Annotated in this window: 22 protein-coding genes; all 22 read right to left on the bottom strand. The window is 49.8% G+C overall.

The features are described from left to right. Window positions 1–317 precede the first annotated feature (317 nt). Complete coding sequence (locus Q0274_RS03875; protein ID WP_298027830.1) at window positions 318–599, bottom strand: acyl carrier protein; 282 nt, start codon at window positions 597–599, stop codon at window positions 318–320. Next, complete coding sequence (locus tag Q0274_RS03870) at window positions 592–858, bottom strand: phosphopantetheine-binding protein (protein WP_298027828.1); 267 nt, start codon at window positions 856–858, stop codon at window positions 592–594. Before Q0274_RS03870 ends, Q0274_RS03875 begins: the two co-directional genes overlap by 8 nt. Next, on the bottom strand, window positions 855–1610 hold the full coding sequence (locus Q0274_RS03865; RefSeq protein ID WP_298027826.1) for a 1-acyl-sn-glycerol-3-phosphate acyltransferase: 756 nt from the start codon (window positions 1608–1610) through the stop codon (window positions 855–857). The genes Q0274_RS03870 and Q0274_RS03865 overlap by 4 nt, the downstream gene beginning before the upstream one ends. Next, window positions 1607–2056, bottom strand: coding sequence for a hypothetical protein (locus Q0274_RS03860; protein WP_298027825.1), 450 nt, complete (start codon window positions 2054–2056; stop codon window positions 1607–1609). The genes Q0274_RS03865 and Q0274_RS03860 overlap by 4 nt, the downstream gene beginning before the upstream one ends. Continuing rightward, window positions 2046–2585, bottom strand: coding sequence for a hypothetical protein (locus Q0274_RS03855; protein ID WP_298027824.1), 540 nt, complete (start codon window positions 2583–2585; stop codon window positions 2046–2048). Before Q0274_RS03855 ends, Q0274_RS03860 begins: the two co-directional genes overlap by 11 nt. Next, complete coding sequence (locus Q0274_RS03850; protein ID WP_298027822.1) at window positions 2575–4140, bottom strand: beta-ketoacyl synthase chain length factor; 1566 nt, start codon at window positions 4138–4140, stop codon at window positions 2575–2577. The genes Q0274_RS03855 and Q0274_RS03850 overlap by 11 nt, the downstream gene beginning before the upstream one ends. Then, window positions 4130–4552, bottom strand: a complete 423-nt coding sequence (locus tag Q0274_RS03845; RefSeq protein ID WP_298027820.1) for an excinuclease ABC subunit A — start codon at window positions 4550–4552, stop codon at window positions 4130–4132. The genes Q0274_RS03850 and Q0274_RS03845 overlap by 11 nt, the downstream gene beginning before the upstream one ends. A gap of 10 nt (window positions 4553–4562) precedes the next feature. Next, entirely contained in the window at window positions 4563–5792 is a 1230-nt protein-coding gene (locus Q0274_RS03840; RefSeq protein ID WP_297881411.1) for a beta-ketoacyl-ACP synthase, read from the bottom strand. Then, the gene (fabG, locus tag Q0274_RS03835) at window positions 5786–6520 is read right to left on the bottom strand and encodes a 3-oxoacyl-ACP reductase FabG (RefSeq protein ID WP_298027818.1); all 735 of its coding nucleotides are present in this window, start codon (window positions 6518–6520) and stop codon (window positions 5786–5788) included. Before fabG ends, Q0274_RS03840 begins: the two co-directional genes overlap by 7 nt. Then, a complete protein-coding gene (locus Q0274_RS03830) occupies window positions 6513–6941 on the bottom strand; it encodes a hypothetical protein (protein ID WP_298027816.1) in 429 nt (142 codons plus the stop codon). Before Q0274_RS03830 ends, fabG begins: the two co-directional genes overlap by 8 nt. Next, complete coding sequence (locus tag Q0274_RS03825; RefSeq protein ID WP_298027815.1) at window positions 6938–8428, bottom strand: beta-ketoacyl synthase N-terminal-like domain-containing protein; 1491 nt, start codon at window positions 8426–8428, stop codon at window positions 6938–6940. Before Q0274_RS03825 ends, Q0274_RS03830 begins: the two co-directional genes overlap by 4 nt. Then, on the bottom strand, window positions 8409–8825 hold the full coding sequence (locus Q0274_RS03820) for a hypothetical protein (protein WP_298027814.1): 417 nt from the start codon (window positions 8823–8825) through the stop codon (window positions 8409–8411). The genes Q0274_RS03825 and Q0274_RS03820 overlap by 20 nt, the downstream gene beginning before the upstream one ends. After that, the gene (locus tag Q0274_RS03815; protein WP_298027812.1) at window positions 8822–9364 is read right to left on the bottom strand and encodes a 4'-phosphopantetheinyl transferase superfamily protein; all 543 of its coding nucleotides are present in this window, start codon (window positions 9362–9364) and stop codon (window positions 8822–8824) included. Before Q0274_RS03815 ends, Q0274_RS03820 begins: the two co-directional genes overlap by 4 nt. Before the next feature lie 276 nt (window positions 9365–9640). After that, window positions 9641–9892, bottom strand: a complete 252-nt coding sequence (locus Q0274_RS03810) for a hypothetical protein (protein WP_298027811.1) — start codon at window positions 9890–9892, stop codon at window positions 9641–9643. Window positions 9893–10099: 207 nt separating this feature from the next. Beyond that, window positions 10100–11278, bottom strand: a complete 1179-nt coding sequence (locus Q0274_RS03805; protein WP_298027810.1) for a pyridoxal phosphate-dependent aminotransferase — start codon at window positions 11276–11278, stop codon at window positions 10100–10102. Then, window positions 11275–11754, bottom strand: a complete 480-nt coding sequence (locus Q0274_RS03800) for a hypothetical protein (protein ID WP_298027809.1) — start codon at window positions 11752–11754, stop codon at window positions 11275–11277. The genes Q0274_RS03805 and Q0274_RS03800 overlap by 4 nt, the downstream gene beginning before the upstream one ends. An 11-nt stretch (window positions 11755–11765) precedes the next feature. Continuing rightward, on the bottom strand, window positions 11766–12461 hold the full coding sequence (gene cysE / locus Q0274_RS03795) for a serine O-acetyltransferase (protein ID WP_298027807.1): 696 nt from the start codon (window positions 12459–12461) through the stop codon (window positions 11766–11768). Next, on the bottom strand, window positions 12458–14296 hold the full coding sequence (gene speA / locus Q0274_RS03790) for a biosynthetic arginine decarboxylase (RefSeq protein ID WP_298027806.1): 1839 nt from the start codon (window positions 14294–14296) through the stop codon (window positions 12458–12460). Before speA ends, cysE begins: the two co-directional genes overlap by 4 nt. Continuing rightward, window positions 14293–15534, bottom strand: coding sequence for a histidine--tRNA ligase (hisS, locus tag Q0274_RS03785; protein WP_298027805.1), 1242 nt, complete (start codon window positions 15532–15534; stop codon window positions 14293–14295). The genes speA and hisS overlap by 4 nt, the downstream gene beginning before the upstream one ends. Window positions 15535–15745: 211 nt before the next feature. Next, the gene (locus tag Q0274_RS03780) at window positions 15746–16297 is read right to left on the bottom strand and encodes a hypothetical protein (RefSeq protein WP_298027804.1); all 552 of its coding nucleotides are present in this window, start codon (window positions 16295–16297) and stop codon (window positions 15746–15748) included. 182 nt (window positions 16298–16479) lie between these two features. Continuing rightward, window positions 16480–16701, bottom strand: a complete 222-nt coding sequence (locus Q0274_RS03775; RefSeq protein WP_298027802.1) for a hypothetical protein — start codon at window positions 16699–16701, stop codon at window positions 16480–16482. A gap of 459 nt (window positions 16702–17160) precedes the next feature. Then, window positions 17161–17643, bottom strand: coding sequence for a hypothetical protein (locus tag Q0274_RS03770; protein ID WP_298027801.1), 483 nt, complete (start codon window positions 17641–17643; stop codon window positions 17161–17163). Window positions 17644–17778: the final 135 nt, after the last annotated feature.

The following is a 17778-nucleotide window of genomic DNA, read 5'->3' as shown; positions in this document are numbered from 1 at the left end:
AAAATTTCACCCAGGCTCGCAGATTTAAATTTTAAAATTTTGATCTGCAAAGCGCTTTACATAATAGCCTAAAAGCGGCAGGTAAGCGGGCTTTGTACCGTGTCGCTTAAGCGCTAAGCCCGTAAAAGCCGCTCGCTCCATGCTTTTTCAATTAAAATGTTCGCCGTTTGCCGCGCACCTTTGATAATATGTGCCGCACGTTATCAAAACACCGCGCGCGTTAAACAAAATGCCGCCGTATATTATCCGCTCGTCCGCCGTCTTTGTGCCGCCGCAAAGTAAACTACCCGCGATCTTGCCGCGCCGCACGGCGAAATTTAACTCTCGCCGCCCGTAGTAGTCTCTCCGCTCGCGCCCTGATCGAGCTTTGCGGCTACGGCATCCACGATGTCGCCGAGAGTTTGGATATTTTTAAAATCATCGGGCATCAGCTTGTAGCCCGTGTTTTTCTTGACGTAATCGACCAGATCGATCGCGTCGATGCTGTCAATCTGCAGATCCTCGTAAATTTTAGCCTCCGGCACGACCTTGCTCTCGTCGATCTCGAAAAGCTCCACGAGCGCCTTTTTTAAAATTTCAAAAATTTCATCTTTACTCATTTTTACTCCTATTTTTGGCGATGTATTGCGCCAAAGACGCAACGGATGAGAAAATTTGCTTTAAATTTTGGGTTTTTGAGTTAAGCACGATGCCGTATTTTTTCTGCACCAAAAGCCCGAGCTCCAGCGCATCGACCGAATCGAGCCCCAGCCCGTCGCCAAAAAGCGGCTCATCGTCATTTATGTCGCCGGGCGCTACGTCTTCGAGGTTCAGCCCCGAAATGATCAGCTCCTTAAGTTCCAAAATTTCTTCGTTCACAGATTCTCCTTTTCATATAGATTTGATATTTTTTCATATAGTTTGCGCACTCGGATCGGGTTTGGGCGATCCGGCTCAAAGCCCGTTAGATCCAGCGCGCACAGCTCGTAGAGGTTGTACTTCATCCGAACCTCGGGCGTATCGTACCATACTTGTCCTTTTTTTAGGCTTTTAGGATCCATTTTTATCGCGACGCAATTCATATTTTTTGCGAAATTTATCGCGATGTAAAACGCCGCTTTATGCATGGCGATGCGATCTGCAGTGCGCGTGCCCTCGGGGAAGATGATTAGGCTTTCTCCTCGCTCAAGGGCGCTGCGGCACGCATCTATCATCGCTTCCGAGCCGGTGTTTGGGATGTAGCCTGCGGCTGCGATGGCAGCGGAGAGAAAGGGGTTTTTGCACAGACTTTCCTTGACTACGCAGTTTGCGCGCCGCACGTGAGCCAAAAAGATCACCACGTCAAGCAGGCTAGGGTGGTTTGCGATGATGAGAGTGCCGCTAAGCGGGAGCTTGCAGCGCCAGTTCACGCCGATGCTGCCGTAAAGTCGCGCGAGCAGCAAAAATATGCGCCACGAGATCATTATAAAATCGCGCACGAAATTTCGCACGGCCTCTATGCGGTTTAGCTTCAGCAGCGCTACCGGGAGGAAGAGTAGGTTGCCTATCATACACAGCGCGCCGAAGCTTGCGAAACATAGCGCGATGCCGATCTGTTTGATTTTGCGCCTTAGCGGATCTGTCTGCTTCATCGCGCGGCGCCTCTTTCGGCTGAGATTTTGCGGCAGCTTTTGTTATGGATTTCGCAGCTCTCGGCGAGGATTTTGTTGTTATCGGCAGGGATTTGATGGTTCATCATGCGCGAGATCTCGATAAAATTTCTACGGCTTGCTGCTCGCCGCATCGCATTGAAATTTCTGCGGTTCTCTGCGCGCGATATTTCGCCTTGCGGCGTGTGCCGAAGCAATAGAGCTTTCATGGTCTGAGCGGAGGCGATCTCGGCGCCGTGCATGTGCCAGAGCAATAGAATTTTTGCGGCGCGCGATAAACTGCGATTTCGTGGAATTCTTGTAGTTTGCCACGCGCGCCGTCGCGACGAAATTTCTGCAAAGCGCCATATGCGCTGTTTTGGCGCTATCGTATGACGCACTGTCTGATTAAATTTGTAACTTGCGGCGCCGCAAAATTTAAAATTCATCGCAATGCCTTGTCGTGAATGCCTGAGCGGCTACTTCGTTCATTGCGCGGCTAAATTTAAACTCGCAGCCCAAGCTTTGCTCTGCTAAATTTATGAAATTTACAGCCTGCTGCGCGTAGCATTTCGGCTCGCCGCATCTGTCTTTATGGCGGAATTTTACGGTGTCTTCCGCGCGCCGCTGTGGTAAAATTTTTATAGCCCGCAACGCACACCGTTTAGGCGGATTTTTTTCAGTTCGTTGCGTATGCCTCGGCAGCGTATTTTCGCAGCGCGCCTCATTGCAACTCGATTTGGGGGCGTATGGCGCGCGCCCTTTCGGCGTGCTTTTAAGACGCGCCGTTTGGCTGAGCTCATGTTTGATAGCGCGGCTAAATTTAAACTCTTCACCATATCTGCGTTTAGCGGAGCAGCTAAATTTAAAGCTCGTCGTTCGCGCCGTTGCGGCTCCGTGTAGCCTGAGATTTTGATCAAATTTGCTCATCTCGCCGCGCTTTCTCATGCGATGAAATTTTGCTATTTTAACGCTCACGATCTTGCCTTAAAAAAGCTGCGATTTTGGCGGGATCTTTGACGCGCCAAAGATAGTCCAAAACCCCGTCGCTGCTGCGCCATTCACGCTTGCCAGAGAGGATTTTAGCCAAAAATTCCACCGCGGTATCTAGCGGGATCTCGTCGCTCTCTTTAAAGCTGCGTAAAATTTCATTCTCGGCTCGCGATTTTGGATTTTGTGCCTCTATGCTCTGTGCCGTCGCGTCCGCAACGTGCGGCGAAATTTCGATCTGCACGTCATCTCCGCGCTGAAGCACCAGAAGTAGGGCACAGGCAAAGTCGCAGCGCCTCAGATAGTCGTTATTTGCCTCCTCAAAATAGCAGAGCAGGGCGATTTTATCGTTATTTGATTTGCATGCATCGTTTTTATCATCTTCGTTCGCGTCCTGCGCGGAGCCGGAATTTTCCGCGCCTTCTTTCAGCCTCGCGGCGGCGATTATTGCGCCGTTTTCAAGCGCACACGCCGCAGAGATCGTCGAAATTTCGGCGTGATTTTGCGTAAAAATAGTATTTTGCGCCGCGATCGCGTTGAGTACGCTGACGCAAAAGCTCGAAGGCGAGACGCTTTCCTCCATCGAGCCGAGCAGGCTAAAACAGCGGTTGATCTCGCCCAGGCGCGAGCAAAAGACGAGCGGCAGCCCTTTGCGCTGCGTCGCGGAGCTTTGCATCGCATGATCGCAGGTTTCCGAGCGTTCGTTCGTTTTGAAATTTTGCCTTGTCGAATTTAAAGAATTTTCATTTGTGAAATCTTGCTGCGCCGAATCTAAATTTTGCGGCATAAAATTTAAAGAATTCTTATTTGAAAAATCCTGCGGCGACGGGTTTTGTGCGGCGGCGCGGCTTTCGCTCGCATCTAAATTTTGAGGTGCGAGATTTAAGGAGTTTTCCTCAGCTAAACTTTGCAGCGCGTTTTGCGAAATTTCGCCTAAAAGCGAGATGCAAAGTTTCGCCCCGAGCCCCAAGCGGCGGCGCTGCAACGGCGGAATATGCGCAAGAGACGGCTTTTTCTTTAAAGCTTCGAGCGCTGAAATTTCATCTTTTAAGCGGGCATGAGCAGAAATTTCTAAATTTTCTTCGGAGCTGTTTTGTAAAGCCTCGCCCTCGCGCGCGGCGAGATTTTTATAAAGCTCCGCTGCCTCTTCGGAGCTGCAATCAAAAGTGCGCGCGGAGCTAAATTTAGACGCATCCGCTTTGTAATTTAATCCCCGCTGCGAGTCGAGCTCGGTAGATTTTTCATCAAAATCTTCTGTAGCTAAGTTGCGCCCCGCTTTTTCGTTATTCTCGCACGCTGCAAAATTTGCGGAATTGATGAAATTTTGCTCGCAGTCCGAAATATCTGTAAAATCTTGCGTAGAATTTAACGTAAAATCATACGTAAAATTTTGATTTGCATCGCAAGCGAGATCGGAATTTCCGCCTAAATTTACTTCGGAAATTCCGTCCGAGCAAGCGGCGAAATTTTTATAAAACTCCGCCGGCTCGCCCGAAATTATCGCGCTTGCGTAAGCTACGCCGAAGCTTAGTTTATTTTGCAATATAGCCTCTTAGCGTGACGCCGTTCATTATCGAGCCTACGCCGCATTCAAACTCCTTGTCGCTCACGAAAACGTTTTTGTAATAGTAGCTCGTGATGTTTACGACCTTGTTGCCACCCTCTTTTTTGGCTCGGTCTTGAAAGCTAAGCAGTGCCGATAAAAACGCGCGGTTGCATGCGGCTTGATCGGTCTTGTTGATGCTGTTTGTTTTTTTGTTCGAGCTTAGCTGCTGCGTGATCTTTCTGCCTGCGGATTTGTTGCCGAAGTAGAATTTTATGTTCGGATCAAGCTTGGCTTTGGCGTCGGGCTCTGCGAGTGCCGCGGCGATAGGGAAGCGCATGATGTCGTTTTTGGCATAAGCCGAATTAGCGACGAAAAGCGCCGCAACTGCGAAAAATAGAAATTTTTTCATTTTCTCTCCTTTAACCGATAAATTTTTTAAAAATCAAAGAGGTGTTCACGCCGCCGAAAGCGAAGTTATTATTCATAACGTAATTCGTATTTATCTCCTGTGGCTGCGTGAGGTACCTAAGCGGCGCACATTCCGGATCGATAGCTTGTAAATTTAGATTCGGATAGAATAGCCCCTCATTCATCATCATCACCGAGATGAAGCTCTCCAGCGCCCCGCACGCGCCCAAAGTATGACCCAAATAGCCTTTATAAGAGCTCACGGGCGTCTGCGAGCCGAAAATTTCATGCGTCGCCGTAGATTCTGCGACGTCGCCCTGCTTGGTCGCCGTAGCGTGGGCGTTTACGTGCCCGATGAGATCCGGCGAAATCGCGGCGTCTTTGAGCGCCAGCTGCATCGCCGCACGCATAGTCTCGCTCTGCGGGCGGGTGATATGCGTGCCGTCGCAGGTTGTGCCGAATCCTACTATCTCGGCGTAAATTTTAGCGCCGCGCGCAAGGGCGCTTCTGAGGCTTTCCAGCACGAATATAGCGCCGCCTTCGCCCAAAACCAGTCCATCGCGCGCTATATCAAAAGGTGCAGGGCTGAGGGTAGGGGTGTCGTTTTTGCAGCTTGTCGCGTAGAGCTTATCGAATACGAATGCCTGGCTTGGGTGTAGCTCATCCGCGCCGCCTGCCAGCATCATATCCGCAAGGCCAAATTTTATCGCTTCGTAGGAGTAGCCGATCGCTTGAGACGCGCTCGTGCACGCAGAGCTCGTAGGTATGAGCCTGCCTTTTAGTCCGTAGTAGATCGCGATATTCGCAGCGACGGTGTGGGGCATCATCTTTACGTATGAGTTGGCGTTGAAGGTGCTATCCTTGCCATGCAAAATATCTATGACCTCGCCCGTAGCCTTTGCGTCGCCGCTGCAGCTACCCGCTGCGACGCCCATACGACCGTCCTTTATGCACCCCTCTTCTAAAAGTCCCGCATCCGCCAGAGCTTCACCCGCAGCATCGACGCCAAACATCGCTACCTTACCCATCGAGCGGGTATCTTTGCGGCTCCAGTGCGCAGGCGGCGCATAATTCGGTATCGGCGCGCCCAGCCTAGTGTTTAGCTCCTCGCCGAAGATATCCCATTCGCTCATATAAACTACGGCGCTTTTTTGCTGCGCCAAATTTTGCTTTATGCTCGCCCAGTCCCGTCCGAATGCACAGACATTGCCAAAACCCGTAATAACTACTCTATTTAACATAATCCACCGTCTATTTTAATAACCTCTTTTGTGATGTATGCGGAATTTTCGCTTAGCAAAAACTCCACCAAATGCGCCACTTCGCTCGGCTCGCCGATGCGGCCCAGCGGAATCGCGCTTAAAATTTGCTCGCTTGCAGTTTCGTTTATACCTTCACTCATCGTCGTTTTGATGAGCCCAGGAGCCACGACGTTTACCGTGATCTTGCGGCTTGCAAGCTCTATCGCTAGCGATTTTGCCGCGGCGATTAGACCTCCTTTGCTAGCGGCGTAGTTGCTTTGACCGCGGTTGCCTGCAATTCCGCTAACCGAGCTCATCACGACGATACGCCCGCCCTTTTTGGCGCGGATCATCGGCATCAGCGCGGGCTTTATGACGTTGTAAAACCCGCCTAAATTCGTATCTATCACGCTTTGCCAATCCTCGCGCTCGAACCACACGAAGGAGTTATCCCGCGTGATGCCAGCGTTTAGCACGATGCCCCAGTACGCGCCGTTTGCCTCTATGTCTGCTTCGATACGCTCCTGCGCCGCAGCGGTATCTGCGACGTCAAATTTTAAAATTTGAACTTCCGCCGCGCCCGCGTCCAAGCAGCGCTTCGCTATGTCATTAAGCTTTGCTTCGTTGCGCCCGTTTAGCGCCAAGCCGTAGCCCTTTTGCGCTAAATTTAACGCACACGCCTCGCCGATACCGCCGCTTGCTCCGGTGATTAAAATTCTCTTAGCCATTTATACTCTTTAGCATTTCATCGTTTGGGTTCATCACGCTTAGCGTGGCGCTTGCGATATGTTCGTCGCCGCAGCGGATCTCGCAGTCGAAGATATATAGTCCCTCGCCGTCGCTTACGCTCTGCCTCGCCGTCGTGATTACGCGCTCGTCCACCTTTAGGCTCGCGCGCGAAATATCCAGGTTTCGCACGCCTAGCAAAAACCCAAGCCTCGCCTCGCCGCCGTTTCGGTGACCCGAATAGGCGCCTATGCACTGCGCCATGATCTCCATATACGCGTAGCTGCCGAGCTCTCCGTTTTCGGTAAACGGCGAATCCTCTTTAACGCTAAACGCACAGCTCGCATATCCGTCGCTAATCTCTAAAATTTCATCTGCGAAGACCATATATCCGCTCTGCGGTAGGATACTAGAGGCTCTCATACGCGTCCTATTATGGTTACGGCGTTATCTCCGCCGAAAGCAAAGCTTAGATTCATCGCGGTATCTACGCGCGCTTTTTTGGCTTCGCATGCGAGATTAAATTTAGACAGCGCAGCCGGAATTTCGCTCGTTTGCGAAGCTTGATCCGCAATGTCTTTTAAAATTTTATCGTCCGCGCCATGCAAAGCTTTAGACGCAGCCAAAATTTCATCCGCGCTGCTTTTTGAAATTTTACCCTGCGCGTTTTTCAAATTTCCATCACCCAGTCTGGACGAAATTTGATCGCTTTCGCTGTTTAAAATTTCATCGTTTAGCTCGCCGTGCCGCGCCTGCGCGCCGCGAAAAATTTCAGCCTCAGAGCTGCCCCAAATTTTATCATTCGTAAAATTCGGCGGGATCATGCCCTGTCTGATCGCCTCGTAGCACACGGCAAGCTCGATCGCCCCCGCAGCGCCCAGGGTGTGTCCGGTCGCCCATTTGGACGAGCTTGCGGGCGCTAAGGGCAGGGCAGCGCTCATAGCTAAGGCCTCCATCGCGTCGTTAGCCGCAGTGCCCGTACCGTGCAGATTTACATAATCCACGCTTTGTAGATGCGCCGATTTTAGCGCGGTTTTGATCGCTTTGATCTGCATACGCGCGCTAGGATCGGGCTTGGTGATATGGTAGGCGTCGGAGTTTGCAGCGTGAGCTAAAAACGCAACGTCGCTTATGCGCTCGCGCGAAAGCACGAATGCGCAGGCTCCCTCGCCCAGATTTGTGCCTGATCGCGCCTCTGAAAACGGCTTTAGCGGCTGCTCGCTTAAAATTTCAAGCGCGCTAAAGCCCTGCAGTGTGAGCTCGTCTAATGCGTCGGCGCCGCCGAATACGACCGCGTCGCAAAGTCCGCAAGAAATGAGGCGCGAAGCTTCAATGAGAGCCTTGTTTCCGCTGGTGCACGCACTCGAAACTCCGATCGCGACGGATTTTAGCCCGAAGCGTTCGCGGATAAAATTTGCGGGGTTTGCGTGGGAGTTGCGCTCAAAGCAGAAGTTTTTAAATTTATCGTTTGTGTCTTTTGGAATTTTGGCAAAATTTTTGCCGTTTGGAGTGGAAATTTCACTGCACGGCGCGGCATTTTCGCCGTCTTGCGAGATAAAATTTTCCGCGCCCTTGTCGTAGGCGAAAAATTCCGCATAGTTTTCCTGCACGCCGGTGTTGGTGGTCGCAAACACAACTCCTACGCGGTGCGCGCCGAATTTTTGCACGGCTTGCTCTATTTGCTCTTGCACGCTGAGGCAGGCGTAAAGCGCCAGGGCGTTCGTGCGCGTAGCGTAGGCGCGATCTTTGATCTGCGGCAGTAGCGCATCCACGCGCCCAAAGATGAAATTTTTGCCACAGACGCTAAGTTTTCGCAGCGCAGATCTCTTCTCGCACAGCGCGCTAAAAAGCTCTGCGGCGCTGTTTGCGCCTGCGCAGATGAGACCCGGGCTACTTAGATACTGCGTCATATCGGCGCCCCTTTGCGTTTATGGCGAAATTTACTTTATCCGCATTCTCAAGCAGGGCTAAAAATACTCGCTCGCTTTGCGAATCCGGCGGCAGGAAGCCGTCGTTGCGAAATTTCGCCTCGCCGCCTTTGATCGATAAAATTTTACGTGCGATCGGTGCGCCTAGCATATCGAGCCAGACGAGCTTGTAGCGGCTCTCCTCGCCGTTTGTGGGTGAAATTTTGGAGATCAGGGCTCTGCTTTTTACGCCGAGCTCGTCCGTTAGGATGAACTGCTTTTGGCTAAATTCCGCTATCTGCTCGGGCGCTTTATGCGCGCATCCGCCTATAAAAAACGCGGCGCAAAGCAGAATGAAAGCCGTTTTAGAAATAGCGTAAAAACGATAAACAGGTCTCAAAAATTCTCCCTAAAAACGAGCGAAATCAAAATCTCGCCCTCAAAAATATAGCTTTTGTGCGACCACGCCCTGCCGCGCTCATCAAGCGCTAGAGCCTCATCGCCTGCGCCGCGAGCCAGCCCCACGCGAGCAAGTGCGTAAAAACCTAGGTTTCGCGCCTTAATCAGCGCCTCTTTGATCGTGTAAATTTTATAAAAAACGAGCGCTTTTTCGCTTTCGTCCACCGCCGCCAAAAGCTCGCGCTCAAAGGCGTTGAAACAAAACTCGCTCGCCGCGGCAAAATTCCGCGGTTTTAAAATTTCAAGATCGAGCCCGAATTTTTGCCTCGCTAGAGCCACGGCGACGATCGTTTTGCCTTCCGCGCTTTTGTGCGAGATACAAAATTTGCCGCGCTTTTTAAAGCGCGCCTTAAGCGCCCGCGAAACGCGAAACTCGCGCAGATGGCCTCGCGCGCGCGCCAGCTTCTTATCGCGCCTGCTCAAAAGCCGCCTCGGGGCGCACAGATCCTCGTCGGTGATTAAAATTTTTATCTCGCACATAAAGTCCTGATTTTACTAAAATAGTCTTTATAAAAATATAAAATAGTGCCGTAGCGTTAGAATTTCGTTTAAAATTTATTTGATGCGATTGGGTTCAAAGGCGCACTAAAACATAAAATTTATCGTACTTGCGCTAAGGCCTCAGGCGCGGTAAAATTTTGAAATTTAGCTCGTTTTCGATCTGCACCGCGCCCCTTTTTTGGTTCGTCGCGTATCGCTATGCGGCGTCGGTTGTGTTCGTTGCGCTCGTCTTGTTCGTCGTATTTTGTGCGATCGTCATGTTTGGTTAAATTTTAGCGAGGCTGTATCAAGAGGCAGGCAGCGCAGGTTTTGAAAACATCGGTGCGGAATTTTAAAATTTCTGCCGCTGGCGGCGTTTGCGCCGGAGCTTTTGCGGCGAAATCTAGATGCGTCATGCGATGAAATTTTAAAATTCCGAAGCGAAATTTTAAATCGCGAGCAGTGCGTGGCGCAGCAGGCGTCGTAGTATGACAGCGCAAAATTAGCCGCATTTGAATAAAACGGCATAAAATTTAAGCGCTCCTGAATACGGCAGCTCGAAATTTAAATACCCTTAAATTAAAGCGGCACGAAATTCAATCGCGCTTAGCTGCCGCAACCGCATTAAATCCCGAGCCGTGCCACACTAAATTTGCCGCTAAGCTGCATTAAATTTTATGTAAAAATTTCGCTGCTAAGCTACGACAAATTTAGATTCAAATTTCGCTAGTGTGCCTATTTGTGGTAATTTTTTACGAATTTTTCTATGCGCTCAAAGCCGCGTTTTAGATTTTCCATGGAGCACGCAAAGCTTACGCGAAAGTGCCCATCCATGCCAAATCCGCTTCCTGGCACCGTGGCTACGAGCCCTTTATCTAGCAGTTGCATGCAGAATTTCATACTATCGGGTTCTACCTGGGAGCAATCTATGAAGAAATAAAATGCGCCGTCAGGTTTTACGACACTAAGCCCTGGGATCGCGCCTATCGCGTTCGTGCCAAAATCGCGCCTGCGCTCGTATTCGCGCCTCATCTCCTCGATATAATCATCCGCCTCGCCGCACAGTACCGGCATAGCACCTGCCTGGACGATGCTTGCTACGTTGCTGACGCTTTGGCTTTGTAGGCTGATCATAGCCTTATTTAGCTCATCGATGGCACAGGCGGTGTAGCCGAAGCGCCAGCCGGGCATCGCGCCGCATTTGCTTAGCCCGTTGATCGTCACGGTGCGCCCGAACATATCCTCGCTGATGCTTGCTGCGGCTATGAAGCTCTTGCCGAAGACGATTTTCTCGTAAATTTCATCGGCAATTACCAAAATATCCGTGCCTTTTAGCACTTCCGCAAGCTCTTGCAGCTCCTGGCGCGAATATACGGCGCCTGCGGGGTTGCTTGGGTTGAAAAGGCACAGTGCCTTCGTGCGCGGGGTGATCGCGGTTTTGAGCTGCGAGGCGGTGATTTTATATCGGTTTTCCGCCTTTGTGTTTACGATGACGGGCTTGCTGCCGCAGAATTTTACAATTTCTGGGTAGGTGACCCAATAAGGCGCCGGTATTATGACCTCATCGCCTTCGTTTAAGATGCAGTTAAAGGCGTTAAATAGTGAGTGCTTGGCGCCTACGTTGGTGATGATCTGATCAGGCCTGTAGTTTAGAGCATTATCGCGCTTTAGCTTCTGTGCGATTAAATTTAAAATTTCAGGCGTGCCGGCAACCGGCGTATATTTTCCGCAGCCTTTAGCCATAGCCTCTATGACAGCCCTTTTTGCGACTTCTGCAGTATCGAAATCAGGCTCGCCTGCGCTTAGGATTACGATGTCTTGCCCCTGAGCTTTCATCTGTTTGGCTTTAGTGCTGATTGCGATCGTTAGGCTTTCGCCGAGCTTGCTTACGCGACTTGAAAGTGTTAATTTCATTGATGCTCCTTGGATTGGTTTAGACAATTTAAAATTTGATTTTTGACGCTAAAAGCCCTGCCGCTACTTGGGTCTTGGTCGTAGATATCGTCGATTTTATAATCGCCTCCGCTACGGACGAGTTTGTAGATTATCGTCTGCGTGCCGTAGGGACAGGTCTGAGTTACTACGACGGTATCGCGCTGCCCTAGCTCAAAATCATATTTCGCGTCGTCGCAGACATCTTGACCCGCAATCACCGGATCGTAGTCCAAGCAGCCTACCTCACCTTCGCCAGCAGAGGCTTCATCTTGCATAAGCACGGATCTGAAAGAAGCCGATAGGGCATTTTTATGATCGCCAAAATAGGTATCCTTGGTATATAGACTTTTTACTAGGCTTATTTTGGCGTCGTCCGCGGAATTTTTCGCGCTATTAGCATCGCTGCCGCTTGCCGACAAAATAGCAAAAATTGTAAAAAATAGAGCTTTTTTCACTTTAACCCTTATTATTTTAATGATTTCAGATACTCTTCGTAGAATTTATTTAGATCCTCATCCATTGCGGAGATATCTTTTCTGCCACTGCAGATGCAATCTTCCAAAATTTCGATACGCTTGATGAGATATTTGATAAGCTCCTGGCTGATATCGGGAATTTTATTATGCGCCAAAGGATCGCTCTCGCAGCTGCCTAAAATTCTAGCAGGCACGCCCACGGCGGTGCAGTTTGGCGCGACGTCTTTTACGACGACGGAATTTGCGCCGATTTTGGAATTTTCGCCGATGGTGATGTTGCCTAATACTTTGGCTCCCGCGCCCACTACGACACCGTTTTGCAGCGTCGGATGGCGCTTGCCGTGCTCTAAGCTCACGCCGCCGAGAGTGACGCCCTGATAGATCAGACAGTTATCGCCGATGATCGCCGTTTCTCCGATGACAAGCCCCGTGGCGTGGTCAAAAAATACGCCCGAGCCGATCTGCGCGCCCGGGTTTATATCTACGGCGGTGATTATGCGGCTAAGTCCGCTGATCGCGCGAGCAATGAGCTTAAAACCTCGCTCGTAGAAAAAATGCGCGAAGCGATAATTTATTAGCGCCCAGACGCCTGGATAGCAGAAAAATATCTCAAATACGCTATTGCATGCGGGGTCTTGGCGCATCGGCTCGGTGAAGTCCTGTTTTAAAATTTGCCAAAAACTCATTTGATCGTCTTTAAGTAGCTATTGTCGTTTAAAAACAGATATAGCTCGCCCAGGATATGCTTTTTCTCTTTATCTCCGATAAGATTTGATTTTTCGACGCGCTCATTTAGGCTTTCGCGGATATCTACTACGTCGTAGTCCATATCCTCTAAGATGTCGATGACCGATTGAGATTCGATGAAATCTTTGATCTCAAAGCCGCCGTCATCCTTTAAAATCACGGTCGCCTCTGTTGGGTGTGCAAAGAGGTTGTGGCTCATGCCAAGCACCTCCTGATAGGCCCCGACAAGGAAAAAGCCCAAAAAATACTCCTCTTTTTCAGGATCGAAATCGTGCAGAAAAAGCGGATTTTTTTGATTGTCGAATTCTATCTCGCCGTCGCTATCGCAGGTGATATCCCAGATCGACGCCGATAGCGTGGCGCGCTCGTCCAGCCTCTCTAACGGCATGATCGGGAAGTGTTGCTTGATGCCCCAAAAATCGGGCAGACTTTGAAAGATCGAGAAATTTACCAAATAGCGCTCTTGGGCGTTGCCTAGGGAGTTTAAGAAATTACTGTATTCTTGCTTGTTGCCTAAAATTCCATACGCCTTTCGCATTATTAGATGAACTAAAATTTCGCCGTTTGAGCGGTCGATCAGATCGACGTATCCCAGATCAAAAAGGGTAAGCACGCTCTCCATATGCGACATGGCGTCGTGCAGATACTCTAACGCGTTGGAGGGTTTTAGAGTTTTATACAGATCGTATAGCTCGGCGACTACCGGCGGATTATCCTTTTTTAGGGCGAGTTTTTCTTCGGCGTATTCTTGGGTAAAAAGCTCCAAAATCGGCGCTACTAGCACCGCGTGGCTGGCGGCTACGTATCTGCCGCTCTCGATAAAAATATCCGGCTCCGCCTCTTTTTTATCCTGCGCGATCGATTTTAGCAGGAAGATCACGTCGTTGGCATATTCTTTTAGCGTATAGTTGCGGCTGGAGCTTTCTTTGGCTTGGGAGTATTCGATAGCAAGCCCTCCGCCTAAATTTATGGATTTTAAATTTTTCGCGCCCATTTTGCGAAGCTCGGTATAGATGTTGCCCGCCTCGATGAGGGCCTTTTTGAGCGGATGGATCTCTGTAATCTGTGAGCCGATATGAAAGTGGATCATCGTAAACTGCTCGATGAGGTCGTTTTTCTTGAGCAAATTTATCGCTTCTATGAGCTCGGTCGAGGTAAGGCCGAATTTAGAATTTATCCCGCCGCTTTTCGCCCATATACCGCTTCCGGAGTTGTGCAGCCTGATGCGAAGCCCGATGAAAGGTTTTGGCGCGAATCGCTCCTTAGCCGTTTCGATGATGGTTTCAAGCTCGTTTAACCCCTCGATCGTAAGCGTTACGTTATGCCCCATCTCTGCGGCGATGAAGCCGATATTGATGAGCTCCTTATCTTTAAAACCGTTTACGGTAATCGGCGCGCCGTAGTTATTATACGCCATCGCTAGCAGCAGCTCGGGCTTGCTGCCGGCTTCGAGTCCGTATCCGTAAGGCTCTCCGATATCGACTAAATTTCTAACGAAGCCAGGGAATTGATTTACCTTGAGAGGATAGACGGCGTGGAATTTTCCCTTGTAATCAAACTCCTTTATGGCTCGGTTGAAATTTGAGTAAATTTCGACGATCTGCTTTTTGATGAGGTGCGGAAAGCGCAGCAGTATCGGGCCTCGCACGCCGTCTGCGCGGATCTCTTTTATGATATCCACCAAAGGCTGCTTGAAATCGGAGTTTAGGCATAGCTTGCCGCCGTCTATCGTGAAGTTGGAATTTCCCCAAATATTTAATCCGTAATCGTTCATGCTCTATCCTTAAAAAATGCTTCGACCTCTTTAAATTTAATCGCAAAGGTGGTTTGATCCTCTAAATTTTTACACCATACCTCGGCGCGATCAAACTCGTCCTGCCCGATGCAAAGGCAAAATTTAGCCTCCGCCCCGTCGGCCGTCTTTAAATGCTTCGCAAGCGCCTTGGGCTCGTATGAAATTTGAGTTTTACAAAACTTTCGCAGTTTTAGCGCAAACGAAAACGCCGTGCTTACGAACGCCTCATCCAGTGCGCCGATATAAAGCCCCTCGCGCGCTTGCTTGATTTCGCGCGTTTTTAAAATTTCGGCTATTCGCTCGATACCGATCGCAAAGCCCACGCCCGCCGTCTTTCTGCCGCCTAAAAACTCCACGAGCCTATCATAGCGTCCGCCACCGCCTACGGCGCTTTGCGCGCCAAGCTCGCTTGAGACGAACTCAAAGGCGGTTTTACAGTAGTAATCAAGCCCGCGCACGAGCTTAGGATCGATCTCAAATTTTTGCCCGTTTTGGGTTAAAATTCTTTGCAGCTGCGCAAATTCCGCGCCGCAGGCGTCGTTTAAATTTTCCGTTATGAGCGGCGCGGCGGCTAAAATTTTCTGGCAGCTCTCGTTTTTGCAGTCCAGCACGCGGATCGGATTGGTATCGATGCGCCTTTGGCAGTCCTCGCAGAGCTTGTCTTTATGTCCTTGCAAGAAATTTACGAGCTTGGTTTTATACGCGGGCATGCATTCCTCATCGCCTAAAGAGTTGATTTTAAGCGTTGCGGCGACATTTAGCTCGCGTAAAATTTGAGCTAACATCAAAATCACGCTCGCATCCTCATAGACGCTACTTTGCCCGAAGCACTCGACGCCGAATTGATGAAACTCGCGCAGACGCCCCTTTTGCGGGCGCTCGTAGCGAAACATCGAGCCTTGATAATAAAATTTATGCACGCCGCCGCTGCGGTCTAGCTTTTTTTCGATAAAGGCGCGCACGACGCCTGCGGTGCCCTCTGGGCGCAGACAGACGCTATCGCCGCTTTTGTCGCTAAACTCATACATCTCCTTGCCGACGATGTCGCTGCTCTCGCCGACGCTACGGCGAAATAGCGCGGTCTGCTCGAGTTTGGGCGTTTCGATGAGGCAAAAGCCGTAATTGCGCGCCACGCGCTCGCACACGCTTAAAATTTGCGAGTAGATGCGCGCCTGTTCGTCCAAAATATCGTTCATACCGCGAAGTGCTTTGATCATCGATAAAATCCTTTGTGAAATTTTAAAAATTTTTCGGGGCGATTATAGTTAAATTTTCCTAAATTTTAAGCCCTGCCGCTCGCGGTTTTATGTCGGTTCTGCTTATTTGCATCGCGCGCCGCAAAATAAAATACGCTTTATGATAAATTTAAATTTGGCAAAGTACGGCCAAAAAAGTAAGCCTAGAAAGGTCGCTATTAAATTCAGTCGCTTATGCAAGCTCAAGCGAAAGTATCTCCGTCATCTCGCCCGCTTCGTCCTCGCAGCTTACGGCGATATAATCAAAGCCGTTTGCCTTGACCTCATCCCACGAAGCGGTTTCGCCGTTTATCAGCAGGACTTTGCCACTCTCGTCCGTTTCGTATTCGTCCATCTCATCGTCATAATCGATGCTATAGCCGAATTTTAGATGGATTTTACGCGGCGGCAGGTTAAATTTCACTAGCTCGCGGCGGGCTACTTTTTCTACGTCGAGCTCGTCGCAAAACATCGCGTTGTAGCCGTGCGAAGCGCCGTCAAAAAGCAAAATTTCCTCGCCCGTTTTCACGCATTTGGCTACGAGTTTGCACGGCACAAGCTCGTCCTCGTCGTAAAAATCGGCGATGTAATCGTTCGGTAAATTTTCGCCGCAAAAAAGCTCGCCGAAATAATAAATTTCAAAGTATTCGCCGCCTGCGACGGATCTGACTTGGGCATTTAGATAATCGTCCCGGGTCACGTTAAATACATGATTTGCTAGATAGGTAGGCACCCTCTCGTTCATCTTCGCTCCTTTGGCGTCAATTTAAAATTTCGCGAAATTATAACATATCTCGCGTCCGAGGCGTCTGCTTTGTGGGACGCGTATTATCTGGGCTTTACGTCCTACGTCTGCTTGCTACCGCTACAAGTCCGCTATCGCGGTGCGACTTAAAATTTCGCATACGACACGGCTTGAAATTTTACTTACGGCGCGGTTGTCGCTCGCGCTCGCACATCTAGGTTTGTTAGCGAGCTAGGTTTAAGAGATGAATAAGCGTCGCCGCTAGCACTCTTTTGCACATACGCAGCCTGCGAGCACGGCTTACAAAATTTTAACCCGCTCGCGCCGTTTGCAAATTTTAACCCGCTCGCACCGCGCGTAAATTCTAATCCACTTATGCCATTTGCGAATTCTAATCCGCTCATGCTGTTGGCAAATTCTAATCTGCTCGCGCCATTTGTGAATTTTAATCTATTTGCGCCGTACGGCTTTATCTATGTAAAGCGGACTTTAAAATTCTTTCGGGAGCGGTGTCTGTTTGCGAAGTGCTGCTTCGTGATACCTCGCGCCTCGCTTGCTTTGAGGTTACGAAAGCGCGAGTGAAACTGCGTGCCGCAAGCGACGAGATAAATCTAAACGCCGTGCGTAAATTTTAAGCTGCGCGCCGCTGTATCCCGCGCTGCGAAGCGGTTGGATTTTAAATTTAATTTGCGATGTGTCGCGCCAGCTCGCGGCATGCTATGTAAATTTAAAGCGCTACTAAAATTTACGCGCTACGCAAAATTTAGCGCATTGCGTAAAATTTTAAATTTTACCGCGGCGCAGATCGCGCCGTTTCGGCTTGGGTGTCTATTTTAAACCGGCTAAGCTCGGCGGTAAAATTTCTACTTCGCCGCCTTGAAGCTCAAGAATTCCTCGTAGCGGCGATCGATGATAGCCTTGATCTCGGCGTAATTTTGCGGCGAGTTTTCTATGTAAAAATAGGCGTTGTCGAAGTTTTTATCGCCGAATTTGCGCGCGACAAAATCGTCGTAATCTTGCAAATACCAGCCGTGCGTTTTGGCAAATTTCGTGCGGTCCGTGGTGTAGTAAGCATTTGCGAAGGCCTTGCCCGCGGTGTTTAGCTCGTCGCTTCCCAGCACGCCGTCCATGGCGCCAAAAAAATACCCGCGATAATCAAAGCTATCGTCCATCCGCGCTATATCGTCCGCGAAATCCGCCGCGAAGTCCTTGGAGTAGAGCTTGCGCTCCATGCACCAGCGGAAGAAAAACGCGATGTGCGTCGCGCCGTTTTCCTGCGGGATGTCCGTTGGCGCATTTTTCGCGCCCCAGTGCCATTTTGCCTTGTCGTAGGTTACGTAAGCCATTTTGCTCTCCTTTTTTTGGACTCTAAGTTGCATAAATTTTAGAAATTAAAAGCAAACGACGCTTGGTAAAGCTCTAAATTTTATCCGATGCAATCTGCGCCGTGAAATTTTAAATTTTATATCAGATCACTCATT

The sequence above is a fragment of the uncultured Campylobacter sp. genome (genome assembly GCF_937973075.1).
Lineage (GTDB): Bacteria > Campylobacterota > Campylobacteria > Campylobacterales > Campylobacteraceae > Campylobacter_B.
This window is presented reverse-complemented; position numbering and strand designations above follow the sequence as displayed.